The 15,816-nt window shown below is 23.1% G+C and carries 17 protein-coding genes and 1 pseudogene; 17 read left to right on the top strand and 1 reads right to left on the bottom strand.

From position 1 onward, the window contains the following. Position 1: 1 nt before the first annotated feature. The 6 genes from pstB (at position 2) to AACK92_RS04625 (ending at position 4,088) form a co-directional block, all read left to right on the top strand. Positions 2 to 883, top strand: coding sequence for a phosphate ABC transporter ATP-binding protein PstB (pstB, locus tag AACK92_RS04650; RefSeq protein WP_339020560.1), 882 nt, complete (start codon positions 2 to 4; stop codon positions 881 to 883). An 11-nt stretch (positions 884 to 894) separates the two neighbouring features. Further along, positions 895 to 1,584 carry a phosphate signaling complex protein PhoU gene (phoU, locus tag AACK92_RS04645; protein ID WP_339020558.1) on the top strand — a complete coding sequence of 230 codons (690 nt, stop codon included), beginning with the start codon at positions 895 to 897 and terminating at the stop codon, positions 1,582 to 1,584. 100 nt (positions 1,585 to 1,684) lie between these two features. Beyond that, entirely contained in the window at positions 1,685 to 2,311 is a 627-nt protein-coding gene (locus tag AACK92_RS04640; RefSeq protein WP_339020557.1) for a hypothetical protein, read from the top strand. A gap of 168 nt (positions 2,312 to 2,479) precedes the next feature. After that, positions 2,480 to 2,653, top strand: a complete 174-nt coding sequence (locus AACK92_RS04635; protein ID WP_339020555.1) for a hypothetical protein — start codon at positions 2,480 to 2,482, stop codon at positions 2,651 to 2,653. A gap of 34 nt (positions 2,654 to 2,687) precedes the next feature. Next, a complete protein-coding gene (locus AACK92_RS04630) occupies positions 2,688 to 3,389 on the top strand; it encodes a hypothetical protein (RefSeq protein ID WP_339020553.1) in 702 nt (233 codons plus the stop codon). Positions 3,390 to 3,422: 33 nt separating this feature from the next. Next, complete coding sequence (locus AACK92_RS04625) at positions 3,423 to 4,088, top strand: LemA family protein (protein WP_339020551.1); 666 nt, start codon at positions 3,423 to 3,425, stop codon at positions 4,086 to 4,088. Here AACK92_RS04625 and AACK92_RS04620 read toward each other — a convergent pair. Beyond that, positions 4,069 to 4,980 carry a hypothetical protein gene (locus AACK92_RS04620; protein WP_339020549.1) on the bottom strand — a complete coding sequence of 304 codons (912 nt, stop codon included), beginning with the start codon at positions 4,978 to 4,980 and terminating at the stop codon, positions 4,069 to 4,071. The two genes, AACK92_RS04625 and AACK92_RS04620, sit on opposite strands and share 20 nt — an antisense overlap. 79 nt (positions 4,981 to 5,059) lie before the next feature. On the opposite strand from AACK92_RS04620, the gene ftsY reads away from it, so the two are divergent. The 11 genes and pseudogenes from ftsY (at position 5,060) to AACK92_RS04565 (ending at position 15,807) form a co-directional block, all read left to right on the top strand. Further along, positions 5,060 to 6,046: a signal recognition particle-docking protein FtsY gene (gene ftsY / locus AACK92_RS04615; RefSeq protein ID WP_339020547.1), complete on the top strand. Its 987-nt coding sequence runs from the start codon at positions 5,060 to 5,062 to the stop codon at positions 6,044 to 6,046. Next, positions 6,039 to 6,362 carry a YlxM family DNA-binding protein gene (ylxM, locus tag AACK92_RS04610; protein WP_339020545.1) on the top strand — a complete coding sequence of 108 codons (324 nt, stop codon included), beginning with the start codon at positions 6,039 to 6,041 and terminating at the stop codon, positions 6,360 to 6,362. Before ftsY ends, ylxM begins: the two co-directional genes overlap by 8 nt. Continuing rightward, on the top strand, positions 6,362 to 7,126 hold the full coding sequence (locus AACK92_RS04605) for a TIGR00282 family metallophosphoesterase (protein ID WP_339020543.1): 765 nt from the start codon (positions 6,362 to 6,364) through the stop codon (positions 7,124 to 7,126). The genes ylxM and AACK92_RS04605 overlap by 1 nt, the downstream gene beginning before the upstream one ends. 115 nt (positions 7,127 to 7,241) lie before the next feature. Then, complete coding sequence (locus AACK92_RS04600; RefSeq protein WP_339020541.1) at positions 7,242 to 7,607, top strand: hypothetical protein; 366 nt, start codon at positions 7,242 to 7,244, stop codon at positions 7,605 to 7,607. A 65-nt stretch (positions 7,608 to 7,672) separates the two neighbouring features. Continuing rightward, positions 7,673 to 8,638, top strand: a complete 966-nt coding sequence (locus AACK92_RS04595; RefSeq protein ID WP_339020540.1) for a serine aminopeptidase domain-containing protein — start codon at positions 7,673 to 7,675, stop codon at positions 8,636 to 8,638. A gap of 179 nt (positions 8,639 to 8,817) precedes the next feature. Beyond that, entirely contained in the window at positions 8,818 to 9,951 is a 1,134-nt protein-coding gene (gene metK / locus AACK92_RS04590; protein WP_339020539.1) for a methionine adenosyltransferase, read from the top strand. Between the two features lies 1 nt (position 9,952). Then, positions 9,953 to 10,615, top strand: a complete 663-nt coding sequence (locus AACK92_RS04585; RefSeq protein WP_339020538.1) for a copper homeostasis protein CutC — start codon at positions 9,953 to 9,955, stop codon at positions 10,613 to 10,615. Beyond that, a pseudogene (trmFO, locus tag AACK92_RS04580) lies at positions 10,615 to 11,922 on the top strand (methylenetetrahydrofolate--tRNA-(uracil(54)-C(5))-methyltransferase (FADH(2)-oxidizing) TrmFO). The gene AACK92_RS04585 and the pseudogene trmFO overlap by 1 nt, the downstream one beginning before the upstream one ends. A 25-nt stretch (positions 11,923 to 11,947) precedes the next feature. Next, a complete protein-coding gene (locus AACK92_RS04575) occupies positions 11,948 to 12,655 on the top strand; it encodes a hypothetical protein (protein WP_339020536.1) in 708 nt (235 codons plus the stop codon). An 81-nt stretch (positions 12,656 to 12,736) separates the two neighbouring features. Further along, complete coding sequence (locus AACK92_RS04570; RefSeq protein ID WP_339020535.1) at positions 12,737 to 14,446, top strand: biotin/lipoyl-containing protein; 1,710 nt, start codon at positions 12,737 to 12,739, stop codon at positions 14,444 to 14,446. A gap of 395 nt (positions 14,447 to 14,841) precedes the next feature. Continuing rightward, positions 14,842 to 15,807, top strand: coding sequence for a 3'-5' exoribonuclease YhaM family protein (locus AACK92_RS04565; RefSeq protein WP_339020534.1), 966 nt, complete (start codon positions 14,842 to 14,844; stop codon positions 15,805 to 15,807). The last annotated feature ends 9 nt before the right edge of the window (positions 15,808 to 15,816 follow it).

Raw genomic sequence — 15,816 nt, 5'->3', positions numbered from 1 at the left:
AATGTCTTTAGATAAAAAAGCAATGGCAGATGATGATATAATATATAATAATACTAATGAATTAGAACTTATATCAGAAGAAAAAATATTTCAAAAACATAAAAAACTGCTATTAAAACAAAGATCAAATGTAATTGAAATTGAAAACTTTAATTTTTATTATAATGGTGGTTCAAAACAAGCTTTATTTGATATAAATATGGCTGTTAAAGAAAATACAGTAACAGCATTTATTGGTCCTTCTGGTTGTGGAAAATCAACGCTTTTAAGATCAATTAATAGAATGAATGATTTAGTTGATAATATAGCAATTGATGGTTCAATTAAGGTTCATAATAAAGATGTATATAAAAAAGGAACAGATGTTGTAAAATTAAGAACAGAAGTAGGAATGGTTTTTCAAAAAGCTAATCCTTTTCCAATGTCAATTTATGATAATGTTGCTTTTGGTCCTAGAAATCAAGGAATTACAGATAAAAATGCTTTAAATCAAATTGTTGAAGACTCATTAAAAAAAGCTGCACTTTGAGAAGATGTAAAAGATTATTTAAAGGATTCAGCTCTAGGATTAAGCGGTGGTCAGCAACAAAGATTATGTATAGCAAGAGCAATAGCTATGAGACCAAAAATATTGCTAATGGATGAACCTACAAGTGCTTTAGATCCAATTGCAACTTTGAAAGTTGAAGAACTTATTTTAAAACTAAAAAATGAATATACAATAGTAATAGTTACCCATTCAATGGCACAAGCTACAAGAGTGAGTGATTATACAGCATTCTTTTTACAAGGAGAGTTAATTGAATACGATAGAACTAAGAAAATATTTACAAATCCAAAAAATCAAAAAACAGAAGATTATATTTCAGGAAGATTCGTATAGGAGGAACGAAAATGTCATACAATAAAATTTTAGACAATGATATTAAAACTATTAAACGAGAGTTAATTAAGTTAGTTGAAGTTACTAAATCTCAGTATGCAAACACTTTCGAATCTCTAAAAGCACAAAATTTTGAATTAGCAAAAGAAGTAGTTGAAAATGACTTAAAAATTAACGATATGCAAAATACATTTACAAAAATGGCTTTATGAAAAATTGCAAAACAGCAAATGGTTGCAGGGGATTTAAGATTAGCTGTTGGGGGAGTTTTGATAAGTCGTGAAATTGAAAGAATTGCTGATGTTGCAAAACATATTTGTGCATTTACAATTAAATACAATCCTGAACTAATAGAAATTGAATATATTTCAAAAATGTTTGATCTTGTAAATAAAATGTTAAATATAGTATCAACTTTAATTGAAAATTATGATAACGATCAACATCAGAAAGTTCTAAAAGTAGAAGAACAATTAAGTTTAGAATTCTCAACACTTTCAAATACATTGGCTTTAAGAAATTTTGAAGCTAAAAATCAAGTTGAATCAAAAAAAATTATTACAATAGTGAGACAATTAAAGAACCTAGAAAGAGCAGGAGAATCCTTAATTAGTATAGAAGAAACTTTACAATTTATTAGAACAGGTAAATTTGAAGAACTTCCAGAAACAATTATTAATAATTTAGAAACTAAAAAATAAAAATTCCATAAAATTGGAATTTTTTCTATTTTACTATAAAAAAGATGTTGTTTTTTTAAAAATTATAATATAATTTATTTAATTTTGGAGGAATCAAATAATGAAGGAAATTATATATAATCCAGCAAAAGAATTTAAAATTTATCAATCAGAGCATCAGTTAAACTGTGAAAAAGAGTTTGAAAGACTTTTTAAAATATCAAAAGTTGATAAAAATTTGAACAGTATTACTGTAGAATCAATTGAAAAACAAGAAAAGAAATTAAACAGTACAAAAAAAGTTATAAGTAAATATAAAGGTTTGAGACTATTTCTTATAATTATGTGTTTAATATCTATTTTAACACCAGTTATTGCTTTTTACTTTTTAAAAGACTTAGATAAATTTATATTGTATATCTCAATAACTATTTCAATATGTGTAATATTATTAATATCTTTTTTATTATTAATTTTTTTAAGGATAAATAAATTAATAAAGAATTTATCAACAATAGTAAACAAAATTCAATTAGAAATTAATGAGTTAACTCAAAAAGCTTGAGAACAAATGAAATCTTTAAATAATTTATTTTATAGTAGAATATCAAAAAAACTAATTGAAAGTACATTAGGTTTAGTTAAATTTGACAATTACTTACAAAATACTAAACTTAATTTTTTCAAAAGTATTGGATTAAAAGATTTAGAAAGTGATAAAACTGTAGTTGATCTATCAAGTGGATAACTTGTAAATAACCCATTTATAATAGTAAAAACAAAAGTTCATGAAATTAGAAAAAAAGAATATATAGGATCTCTAACCATATTCTGAACTGAAAATTATACTGATTCACAGGGAAATTCAAAAACACGAACAAGAACTGAAATTCTTTATGCTAGTGTTATTAAACCAATGCCTTTTTATTATAATAAATCATCTATATTTTATTATAATGAACATTGTCCTAATTTAGATTTTGATCGAAAACCACTTAAATCTTTAAAAGATTTAAGTGATAAAGAATTTCAAAAAGAATTATATAAATTGGATAAAAAAGCTGAGAAAGCAATTAATAGAACTTATTAAAGCACCTTATTTTGATTCTAAAAATAATTTTAGATTGAAAAAAGTCTCAAATTTAAGTATTTTATTTAATAACTATATTGATTATTTAGCTTTGGAAAGAAATGTAGAAGAATATAAGCATTTTGATTTTGAAAAAATTAAAAGTGGTTTTATGGCACTTAATATGGGTACTTTTAATAATTTCTTTTTAGGATTTTCACCTTTACTTGCAATTCCTATTTACCAAGAAAAAAGATTAACAAAAATACCAGTAAGTAATGCTCAAGAACAAAATTTATCTAATTGAGAATATGAAGCTATTGCAAATAAATATTATAGGAAAACTTTAGGTCATGAAGATTCTGTTACACCAAGTATTCTAAAAACTAGCTTTATTAAAAAAGATGGTAATAATGAATATATAAATGTTATTGCTGAAGGTTATAGTATAACTCCAAAAGTTGATTATGTTTTAGTTTGAGGGGTAGATGGAAGAATGCATTCTGTTCCTGTTCCTTGAGATGAATATAATAAAGTAATTAAAGAATCAAATATGGTAATTAGTACTTTAAATGATGAAAAAACTTCAATAAATTCAAATAAAATTATTGACACTTTAAATGAATTTACTTCTAGACTTTCAATAGATCACTCTGAAATAGTTAAAACAAATAATATTTTAGCAACAATTTTAAGTGAAGAGGGATTAACAGAAAATCAAAGAATACTGTTAGAAAAAATTAATAATAATAAGTAAAACTTGATAAAATAAGTTTGTAGGAGAAAAAAAATGGCAAATTTATTAGATGAACAAAATGGTCCTTTCAAAGAAGAAGGACAAGATATTAGAGTTATAAATAAACAATTAGAAGTTAAAGTTGGAGCTGGATCAGTAGTATTTGAAATATTTTTATGATTACTATTAATCTTGCCAGGTTTAATATTTACTTTTAAAAAAATAGGGGCAAAAAACTATTTTTTAAAATTAGAACAAAGAATTCAATCTTCAGCAAGTGAAGTAGATAATTACTTAGAACAACGTTATCAAGTGCTTCAAAATGTTGCAGGTCTTTTAGAAAAATCAATTAATTTAGATAAAGATGTTATGAAAGGTGTAGCTGGATTAAGATCAGGAAATAATTTTGATGCTACAAGAAGTAGTGAATTATCTGAACAATTAGATAAAGTATATGGAAAAATAAATGTTGCTTTTGAAAGATATCCAGATTTAAAATCTCAAGAAACAATTATAGCAGCAATGCAAAAAAATGATTATACTCAAAGAGAAATATCAGCTGCAAGAAGTAATTATAATGATTATGTTTCAAGATGAAATCAAGACATTCAAGTTTGACCAACTAAAAAAATTGTTGCTGCAAAACAGGGATATACAACAAGAATTCCTTTTACAGCTTCTGTAGAAGTTAAACAAAAAGCTAGAGAGTCATTCTTTTAAAAGAATGACTTTTTATTTTATTTAAAGTAATTAATTTTGGAACTGTAAATAATTTATCTGATAAAGAAATTGTAACTTTGTTTTTTTCTAATTGCTCAATTGTAAATATATCATCATAGTTTTTAATGTTTTCTTTAAAAAAAGAATGTTTTTTAATTCAATTAAATATTTCTCTTTTAAATATATCTTCGTTTATAGAAAAGTTAATATATTTATCAAATTCTTTATTTCCAAAAGATTCTGAATCTCTTAATAATTTAAAGTTTAATTTTGTATCATTTAAAAAACTAGCTTCTAAATATTTGGGATCCTTACTTTCTAATTCTTCAAAATCTATAAACTCTCAAAATTCATTAATATTATCTAAAAATAGTAATGATGAAGAATATCTGTCAAATATTTTTTTAAATTTAGATTTTAGTAAATCTTCAATTTCTAATTGAATATAATTATTTTTTTTCAATACTAATAGATTATTTTTTAAAAAATTGTTCATTACATAAATAAAATCGTCAATTTTATCGTAATTAAATAATACTAAATTGAACTTAAGTATTATATTTTCTTTTAAGATTTTTAAATCTTTTTTATCTTTAAAAAGAACTGTTATCTCTGCATTTTCTATTTTTAAAATTTCAAAATTGATACTATTAAATAATTCTTTTCCAAAATCATCTACATAAAAAGATTCTTTTAAAATTTCTTTAAAGTTATCATTTGTTAAATTCTTTATATCAATTTTATTATCAACTTTGTAATATAAAAAGTCATCCATAGCTGTTAAATATCTTGAATATTTAGTTGCGTTTTTATTTTCATTTTTTAAACTTGACGTAACTCCAGCTGAAACAGCTAAACTTAAAGAAAGTCAAACTGATAGTAGTTTTTTCATATTTTTTCCCTCACACATTAATATATTTATAATATATTATTTTTATTATACAATTAATTAAGAGAAAAGAGGAAATTTTATGGGATTTTGAAGTAATTTAAAACAAAGAAGAGAGTCAAAAAAACAAATTAAAAAACACAAAAAGGACCATAAAAATACATTAACTTTTTCAATTGATATTAAAAAATTAAGTAAAAATTATAAAGAGCCAAACTCTGATTTTTTTGAAGAATTAGAAAATATTTTAATTAAAACTGATATGGGTATGAAAATGGTTTTAGAAATTTCTAATAGAGTGCAAAAAAAATCAAAACCTAAACATTCTTTTAATGAAATAAAAGAAATATTAGTAGAACAAATATATGAAACATATACAGATAATAGAAATTTTAAAACAGAATTAAATTATAAAGATAATAGATTAAATGTTTTTATAATGGTTGGTGTAAATGGTGTAGGTAAAACAACAAGTATTGCAAAAATAGCAAATTATTATTCAAATATGGGAAAAAAAGTTTTAATTGCAGCAGCAGATACATTTAGAGCAGGAGCTGTTGAGCAATTACAAGAATGATGTGATAAAAGACTTAAAAATGTAGATTTGATAAAATCTCAAAATAATTCTAAAGATCCTGCAAGTGTAGTTTTTGATGGTATTAAAAAAGCAACTGAAGAAAAATATGATTTACTATTAATTGATACAGCTGGAAGACTTCAAAATAAAGAAAATTTAATGAAAGAATTAGAAAAAATGACTAAAATTATTCAAAAAAGTGTAATTGATGGACCACACGAAAGATTATTGGTCATTGATGCTCAAACAGGACAAAATGGAATAAGTCAGGCAAAAGCATTTTCAGAAACAACTAATGTTACTGGAATAGTTCTTACAAAAATGGATGGTACTAGTAAGGGCGGAATAGCACTTGCAATTAAAGATATTTTAAATATACCTGTTAAGTTAATTGGAACAGGTGAAACTGTCAATGATATAGAAGAATTTGATGTTGATAATTACATTTGAGAATTAACATCTAATTTTATGGAAAATGATAAAAATGATTAATCAAGATATTCAAAAAACAGTTAATTTAGCTGAATTGTATGATTGCTACAAAAATTTATTAACTGAAAAGCAATCTCAATATTTTGAATTATATTTTTTTGAGGATTTAACTTTACAAGAAATTTCAGAGGAATTTGGTGTTTCAAGAAATGCAGTTTATGATAGTATCAATAAAACTTCAACAATATTATTGGATTTAGAAAATAAATTAAATTTGAAGGCAAAAAATGCAAAAATAAAAGAAATTTTAGACAAAGCCAAAATTAGTAAAATATCAATTGATCAATTGATAATGGAAGTGGAGAAAAATCTGTAATGAATTTTTTAATAATAGGAGATGTTTACTCTAAATCAGGAAGAGATATATTAGAAAAACATTTGAAATCAATTGTGAAAAAAAACAATATTAACTTTATTGTTGTTAATGGAGAAAATATAAGTCATGGAAAAGGTATAAACAAAAACCATTATGAATTTCTTAAAAAACTTGGAGTTGATGTAATTACTACAGGCAATCATGTATTTAAAATAAGAGAAACATTGGAATATATTAATGAAGTTAATGATCTTCTAAGACCTGCAAATATGAACTCTTTTAATTTAGGTGTTGGAACAAATCAATATAGTTGAAAAAATAAAAAAATAAGAATAACAAATTTAACGGGTAAAAGTTTTATGGAACATGTAAATAATCCCTATGAAGTTATGAACAAAATAATTGAAAAGGATAATTCTGATATTCATATAGTTGATTTTCATGCAGAAACTAGTGCAGAAAAAATTGCATTTGCTTGAAATTATGATGGCATTATTACAGCTCTTGTTGGCACACACACACATGTACAAACAGCTGATGAAAGAATACTTCCAAAAGGAACAGCATTTATTACAGATTTGGGAATGACAGGACCAATTAACTCAATAATTGGTGCAAATCCTGAAGAAGTTATATATAAAGAAAAAACTGGATTACCAGTGAAATTTAAACCTTCAGAAAATCAAGGTATACTTTGTGGTGTTATTTTATCTGTAAATAATGAAAATAAAGCTATTTCTATAGAAAGATTGCAAATTAAGTAAAAAAATATAAAAGAATAATAAATTAATATTTAATTAACTTATTGATTAGAAAAAAGATTTAATAAAAATTTGTGTATAATATTTTTGATAAAGGATATTTTTAGGAGCATAAAATATGAGAAGACATGATAAACTTAGAAATTTACACGAAACATTGTTTGCTTTAGATAAAGAAATTCAAAATATTTGTGTGGGTATAGAAGAAAAACTTACAAAGGCCTTAAAATATAAAGATACGTTTAAAAGAGTTATAACAGAAATTGAATTAGAAAGTAAAAATGAAATATATGGTAGAGCTCCAGTTTATGATTTTGAAAATATTAGAATTAATTTAGAACAAGATGCTGGAAATCTTATATATGAAGCAATTAATGTTATGGGTAGTCAAGAGTTTATAATTAGAAAACAAAGTGTTATATTTGCATTTTGATTTATGGGACAATTTGATGTATATGCATTAGATTTATCAAATAAAAATTAATAAGTATTTACAAAAATAAACACTTAGAAAGGTGTTTTTTCTTTAAAATTAGAGAAGGGGATTTTATGGAAGTTTGAGAAGCTGTTTGAAGCTTATTGAGTATAATTATTTATTCAATATTATCTACATTTGTTTTTATTTTTTTATTAGCTTTAATAATTAGAATTATTAGTTTTAATAAACTTAAAACTAAAAGAAATCCAATTATTAAAAGTGAATTAATTAAAAAGAAAATGTTTAAAACAAGTGATGGTTATGAACTTAGATGATTTGGAGAAATTAATCCTAATAGTGAATATATAATTATTGGAATTCATGATATGTTTAGAAATCGAAAAGACTTCGATAAAATGCAAATTTGATTAAGTAAAAATAAAAAAAGTAATTGTTCATTAGTTTCTTTTGATCAAAGAAATTGTGGAGAAAATATAGTTGAAAAGCAATTTCATTTTGGTTGAACAGTTTCTGATTTAAAAGAAATAGTTGAAGATATTAGTGAAAAAAATTCAAAATCAAAAATTATTTTATTAGGAGAAGGTTTTGGTTCAACAATAGCAAGTTTTTTATCAGATAATGAGAAAGTTCATAAAATTATTTCTTGTTCTTTAAGATTAAATGATGCTTATCAAAAAACTTTTGGTTTTTATTTAAAACTTTGATGAGGAACTTTATTTAAAGCAAATACAAAACTTATAAGTTCTATTAATGGTTTGGACTTAACAGATGACAGTAATTTTGCAAAAAAAATTGAAGATGAAAATATAACTAAAAATTTATTTAATGTAAAAGATTATTATTTATGAAAAAAATCTAATAGGATTAGCATTAAAAATCTTAATAAATCAAAAGAAAAAATATTATTAATACTTTCAAATAATGATTTTTATTGTAATTCAAAAAAAATTGCTAAATATTTATCAAAGCTTAATAAAGACAAATATATTTTAGAAAAAGTTAAAGGATATAAGCACTATATTTTAAATACTAAAGATTCAGAAAAAATATTTGATTTAATAATTAAAAGTTTATAAATATTTGATATTATTACTTTAGAAAACTTAAAAATCTTATTAAGAACTGCTGAGAGAAAAAACTCGATGAAGTGGTAGCAACATATTCAATTAGGTGCTCAAATTAAGGGGAAACCAGCAATGAGAGAAAAAAAATTCTCTTTTGTTAGGAGAAGTTTTTATTTTAGAGGATAAAAATTATGAAAAGATTATTTACTAGTGAATCAGTTTCTGAGGGACATCCTGATAAAATTTGTGATCAAATAAGTGATGCTATTTTAGATGAATGTTTAAAACAAGATCCAAATGCAAAAGTGGCATGTGAAACTTTTCTCACTGAAAATTACTTATTAATTGGGGGAGAAATTACAACTAAAGCTAAAGTTGATTATGTATCAATTGCAAGATGAGTCTTAGAAAGAGTTGGATATAATAATTCTGAAACTGGAATTGATCCAAATACTTGTGAAATTTTAGTGAAAATAAATACTCAATCACCAGATATTGCTATAGGTGTTGAACAAAAGGAAATGGGTGCAGGAGATCAAGGAATTATGTTTGGTTATGCAAATAATGAAACACCAACATATATGCCATATTCAATTCAAGTTGCTCATGATTTAGTTCATATTGCTTCAAAATTGAGAAAGGCAAAAAAATTTAAATGAGCTCAACCTGATATGAAATCACAAGTGACAATGGATTATACAAATGAAAATAATCCAAGAATTGAAACCATTTTAATGTCAATTCAACATGATGTTAACTATAATAAAGAGGAATTTGAAAAATTTATTAAATTTAATATTATGGATGTAATAGCAAAAAGATACAATTTAAATACTGATTTTAATGTACTAATAAATCCTACAGGAAGATTTGTTATAGGAGGACCAAAAGGAGATACTGGACTTACAGGAAGAAAAATAATAGTTGATACTTATGGTGGTTATTCACGTCATGGAGGAGGAGCATTTTCAGGAAAAGATCCAAGTAAAGTTGATAGAAGTGCTGCTTACATTTGTCGTTACGCTGCAAAAAATATGGTTGCTGCTAAATTAGCTGATAAAGTAGAAATTCAAGTTAGTTATGCAATTGGCAAATCAGAGCCAGTTTCAATATTTATTGAAGCTTTTGGAACAAATAAAGTTTCAATGGATGTAATGTATAAAGCTTTAAAAGAAAATTTTGATTTTAAAGTTAGTTCAATTATTGATAAATTAGAATTAAAATCACCAGTTTATTTTAGAACAAGCAAATATGGACATTTTGGAAAAAAAGAATTTAATTGAGAAAAATTAGATAAAATAAGAGAATTAGAGGCATATTTATAAAATGTTATTAGAAGTAATTGCAAAAGATTTGAAAGATATAGAACTTATAAATATTTCAAAAGCAAATAGAATTGAATTTTGTAGAGAATTAAAAGTTGGAGGATTAACACCAACTAATGAAGATATAATAAATGCTTGTAACATATCTAAATTACCAGTTAATATAATTGTAAGAAATACTTCAAGAGATTTTTTTTATACTGAAAATGAGAAAAAAGAAATGTTAGAGCAAGTTAAATTTATTTCAAAAACTAAAGCTAATGGAATAGTTATTGGTGCTTTGAATAAAGATTTAACAATTGATGTTGAATTTATTAAACAAGTTATTAGAGTAAAGGTAGATTTGGATATAACATTTCATAAGGCATTTGATGAAGTGAAAGATTTTATAATTGCTTATAAAACTTTAAATGAACTTAAAATAACAAATGTGCTAACAAGTGGTGGACATGATATTGAAAAAGGCAAACAAATAATAGATAAACTATGTTCTTTAAATTTATCAACTAAAATTTTAATTGGTGGGGGAATTAATCAACAAAATTTTCTAATTTTTAAAAAAATATCAAATAACATTCATGTAGGTTCATGTGTAAGAGATTATTCTAGTTGAGATGGATCAGTAAATTTAAATAAAATAAATGAATTATTGGAGAAAAAATAATGAAAGTTATAGTAGTTGGAGCTGGTTTAGCTGGATGTGAAGCAGCTTGACAGTTAGCTGAAAAGGGAATTAAAGTTCATCTTTATGAGAAAAAGAAAATTCAAAAAAATGAAATTCAAAAATCAGATAATTTTGCATAATTAGTTTGTTCAAATACTTTTAGAAGTATTTCAACTCAAAATGCAGTAGGTATATTAAAAAAGGAACTTGAGCAATTAGGATCATTTATATTGGATTGCGCTTATAAAACTCAAATACCTTCAGATGATGCTTTAGCTGTTGATAGAGAATGTTTTTCTAAACTTGTAGATGAAAGAATAAGAAAACATAAAAATATTGAAATTTTTGAAGAGGAATTTTTAGAAATAGATAAAGAGAATCAAGATATTATTTTAATTGCAACAGGTCCTTTATCTTCTAATAATTTTCAATTAAAAATCGAAAAAATCTTAGGAAAGCAAAAATTATTTTATTTAGATGCTTCATCACCAATTTTAGAAAAGCAATCTATTGATTTTACAAAAGTTTATTATAAATCTAGACATAGCAATGATAATAGTTATATTTGTATTCCTCTAAGTGAACCAGAATTTAATATTTTTCATAAAAAATTAATAAATGCTCAACAAGTTAAATTAAAGGATTTTGAAAATGAGATATTTTTTAAAGGATGTCAGCCAATTGAACAATTGGCTAAAATTTCTAAAAAAGTACTTTTAAGATCTGCAATGTCTTCAAACAATCTTGAAAATGAAAATGGAATTAAACCTTATTCTGTAGTTCAATTAAGAAAAGATGATGCTATTGATAATTTATATAATATGGTAGGTTTTCAAACAAATTTAACTTGATCTGCACAAAAAGAAGTATTTTCAACCCTTCCAGGACTTGAAAAGGCTTTTTTTAAAAGATTTGGTGTTATGCATAAAAATAACTTCATAAATTCACCTAAAATACTTAATAAAAAGCTACAAATGATGAGAAAGAAAAACATTTTCTTTGCTGGACAAATAACAGGAGTTGAAGGTTATATTGAATCTTTTGCTACGGGTCTAGTTGCAGCAAAAGGAATTATAAGTATTATTAATAATAAAAAATTTATACCTTTTCCTGAAGAAACAGTTTTAGGAAGTTTAATAAATTATATTACTAATCCAAAACATAAAAAATTGAAACCCATGAAAGCAAATATGGGTTTAATAAAAGTTGATAAAAATTTAGAGTTTAATTCTAAAGAAGAAAAAAATAATTTTATTTATAAAAATACTTTAGGAATTTTAAAGAATTTTACCAAGTTTGAACTATAAAATTAGTTTATAAGGAGGTATTTTTTTGTATAAAAATAAAAAAGTTTGATCAACAATAGGTACAAGAATAATTTCAAATATTTCTTTTTATAATGATTGTATGTTTTCAGAAGAAGAATTATTTGAATTAATTGCAAATGATGAATATCTAATTGATGATTCACAAGAAATTTATGGAAAAAAACTAATTAATTTTTTAAAAATTTGAGAATTTATTGAAGAAAAAATAATAGAATCAAAGGAAAATTATAGAAGAAATAAAGTTCATAAATGAGCTTTTAAAATAGAAGATTATATAAAAATTTATATGCTCCTAGATGAAACAGGTGAATTTAAACACGTTTTTCAGAAAATAAAAGATGATAAGTCAAAAACTCTTAAAATGATAGAGTTTTTTGAAGAGAGTTTAATTGAAGAAGCTAGTTTAGAATTATTTATAGAAGATATGTTAATAACTTTTATATATTTTGCAATTGAAAGTCCACTAGGCCAATATACTCTTGTTTTTTTAAATTTAATATCTAATGCAATGCTACTTTATAAAGGATTTGGACCAATATGGCCCGCAGATAAAAATGAAATGATAGACTTTGCAAAACAAGCTTCTCAATTAATTATTCAATGTAAAGGTTTAAAAATAGAACATTATAATAGAATACCTTTATTTAAATGATGTTTTAAAAGACTGCTTAATATGTCTGAAAATAATAAAATAATACTTGATGCTCTTTAAAAAAAATTTAATACACGCTTAAACTAGTGTAAAATAATAAGTATAGTATTTAAACATAATTTAATTAAAGAGGGGCTATTTATGGAAAAAATTAAGTTTAAAAATCCTAAAAAATATAAAGGTATTGTAGAAAATGTTTTTGTAAAAGAAGGGCAACCAGTTAAAAAAAATCAAGTTCTTGCTATAATTTCAACTCAATTAGAGAAATTTGAAATTTTATCTACAATTGATGGTGTTATTAGAAATATTTATGTAATAGAATCTTTAATAGTTTCACATGGGGATACTGTTTTTGATATTTTTTCAAATAAAGAAATAAAGGTTCTTTTAAAAAAACCGTCAAATATTAATGACACTTTAAGAGAAGGTTTAAATGAATTTGGCTATTTAGAAAAATTAATAAATGGATCTGATAATGATGAGGAAAATGAAATAACTTTTGAAAATGATGATTTATCAAAAATGCAAAACTTTAGTCAAAATTTAGAGCAAGAAACTAATTTAGATATTTCAATGAAAGAAAACTATGAAATTGATTTTAAAGAAAATGAGAAAGCTCCTGGATTATTAACTCAAGAAATTTCAAATTTATCTTATTCAATTATAGATGAATGAAATAAAGAAGAAAATCATGAAAATGATATAGTTACTGAAAATAATCAAGATGCTTTAGTTAATTCAAATTTAAATTCAGAAGAATTACAAAAAGATGAAGAAAGTAATCTAGTTGAAGAAAAAGAAATAGCTTTAAGAGCAATACAAGAAAATGAAGAAATACAACAAACTCGTTTAGATAACCAAGAAAATAAAAAAGAAGAGTTGAAAAATTTAATTAATGTTGATTTTAATCAAATAGATAAAGTAATAAAAAGTAATGAAAAGTTTGAAAATAAATTTAATGTAATTGAAGAAAACGAAAAAGAATTTAAAAATAAATTTAAAGATATTGATGTGAAAATTAATAATTTTAACTCAAAGTTATATCAAAAAATAAAAGACTCTAATAGAGAAATTGAAAATGATATAAATAAATTTAATAATAAATTTGAAGAATTAAATACAAGAATAAATAAATTTATTTCTGAGTCAAAAGAAAATAGTTCAAAAACAATTACTTCATTATTAACAAAAGTTAATCAGAAAATTAATAATTTAGATGAAAAAGTAAAAGAAATTTCTTTATTATCGTTGAAAAATTCTCGAAATGATGAAAAAGTTAATGAAAAAACAGTTCTTTTATCTAAAAAAAATATAGCTACTTTTTCATTTAAATTGGATATTACAGCACTTGTTAGTTTACAAACATTGATGGTTGAACCATTAAAAGAATCAGGAGTGGATTTAGAACTTAATGCATTTTATATAAAAGCTCTTAAAAAAACTTTAAATAAATATAATGAGTTAGATTCAAAAGATTCACTTATAAGACTAATTAAAGTTGAGAATAATTCAATAAAAGATACTGTTGTTGAAGTTGAAATAGACTCAAATATTTTAGATATTTCTAAAGATATAGCTCAAAATAATAAAATGAATAATCATAATATTAAAGTATCAATTTTTGATCTTTCAAACTTAGGTATTGATAATGCAAATTTTGGATTATCAAATAATTCATTGATATCAATCTATATTTCATCATTATCTAATTATTTTAAAGAAGATGGAAATTTATCAAGTTTTGTAAAAATATCATTTGCATTTAATCAAAATGTATTAGAAATAGAAGATGCAATAATGTTTGGAAAAGAATTCGTAAGTATTTTAAGAAATCCTGGATTTCTAATATAATAAAAAACACTATTAATTATTAATTTAAATTAATAGTGTTTTTTAATTCAAACTTGTAATAATTTTTAAGCTTTTTCATTTCTATATACAAGAAAATTGTAATTTTACAGAAACTAAAATATTAAGTAACTAAAATTAAGTTGAAAAGGAGTAATAGAATAAATTTTTACTAAAAGTAAATAAGTTTTAATTTGTATTTATTAAAAATGTTTAGGAAAATAAAGTTAGATAAAGTGCACTATACATTGAGATAAATTTTAGAAATATTTATCTCAATTTATTTTTTATTAAATATCTTAATTATAATTCTATAAAAAAGATTAAAAATGCTTTTTTATAATTGATATATTTAATTATTTTTTGTTAAAATTAACTTATCTTTGGGGAGAACAAATATGATTAATCAAATAAATTCGGATAGTAAATTGGTAACTCTAATAGCTAGAATTGAAAAAACAATTTTATCAACAGGTAATAATGGATCTAATTATTTAATTTTAAATTTAATTGATATGTCAGGAAGAATTGAAGCAAGACTTTGAAATTCAACAGATATAGATGTAGAAGAATTAAAAACAGGAGAAATTGTTAAAATTGAAGCAGCAACAAATGTTTACAGACAACAATTACAGTTAAAAATAAACTATTATGAAATTATAAAAGAACATGATTTTGAAACTTATAATATTAATGAAGAAATGTTTAGTATAAGTGCTCCAATAAATGTGACATCAAATTATAGTAAATTAATAGATTTTTTAGAAGCTATAAAAAATGAAAATTATAAAAAAATTACATTATCAATTTTAAAACAATATGAAGCAGAATTTAAATCTTATCCTGCAGCAGTAAGTATTCATCATAATGTTATTGGTGGTTTATTTTGACATAGTTATTCTTTACTAATGAGTGCAAAAGCAATTAAAGAAGTATATAAGTATGCAGAAGTAGATTGAGAATTAGTTTATTGTGGAGCAATACTTCATGATATTGGAAAAGTTATTGAAATGGATGGAAAAAATGCATCAGAATATACAGATCAAGGTAAATTATTAGGTCATATTTCAATTGGAAATACTTTTGTTTCAAATAAGGCTATAGAGTTAGGTTTAAAAGAGAATGAAGATGTTTTAAAGTTGCAACATATTATTTTAGCAAGTCATGGTAAAAATGAGTATGGTTCACCTGTAGAGCCAAATTTAATTGAAGCAGTTTTAATTTCATCATTAGATGCTTTAGATGCAAGAATTTATAAAATTAATGATGAATTAGCAAAAGTGGAAAAGGGCAGTTGAAGTGCAAGAATTCTTTCAGAAGAAGGAAGAAGTTATTTAAATCATTATCAAAAAAAAGAAAACTAAATAGTTTTC

Source organism: Spiroplasma endosymbiont of Atherix ibis, assembly GCF_964020005.1.
Taxonomy (GTDB): Bacteria; Bacillota_I; Bacilli_A; order Mycoplasmatales; family Mycoplasmataceae; genus Spiroplasma_A.
The sequence above is the reverse complement of the archived record's forward strand: the minus strand, read 5'-3'. Positions and strand labels throughout refer to the sequence as shown.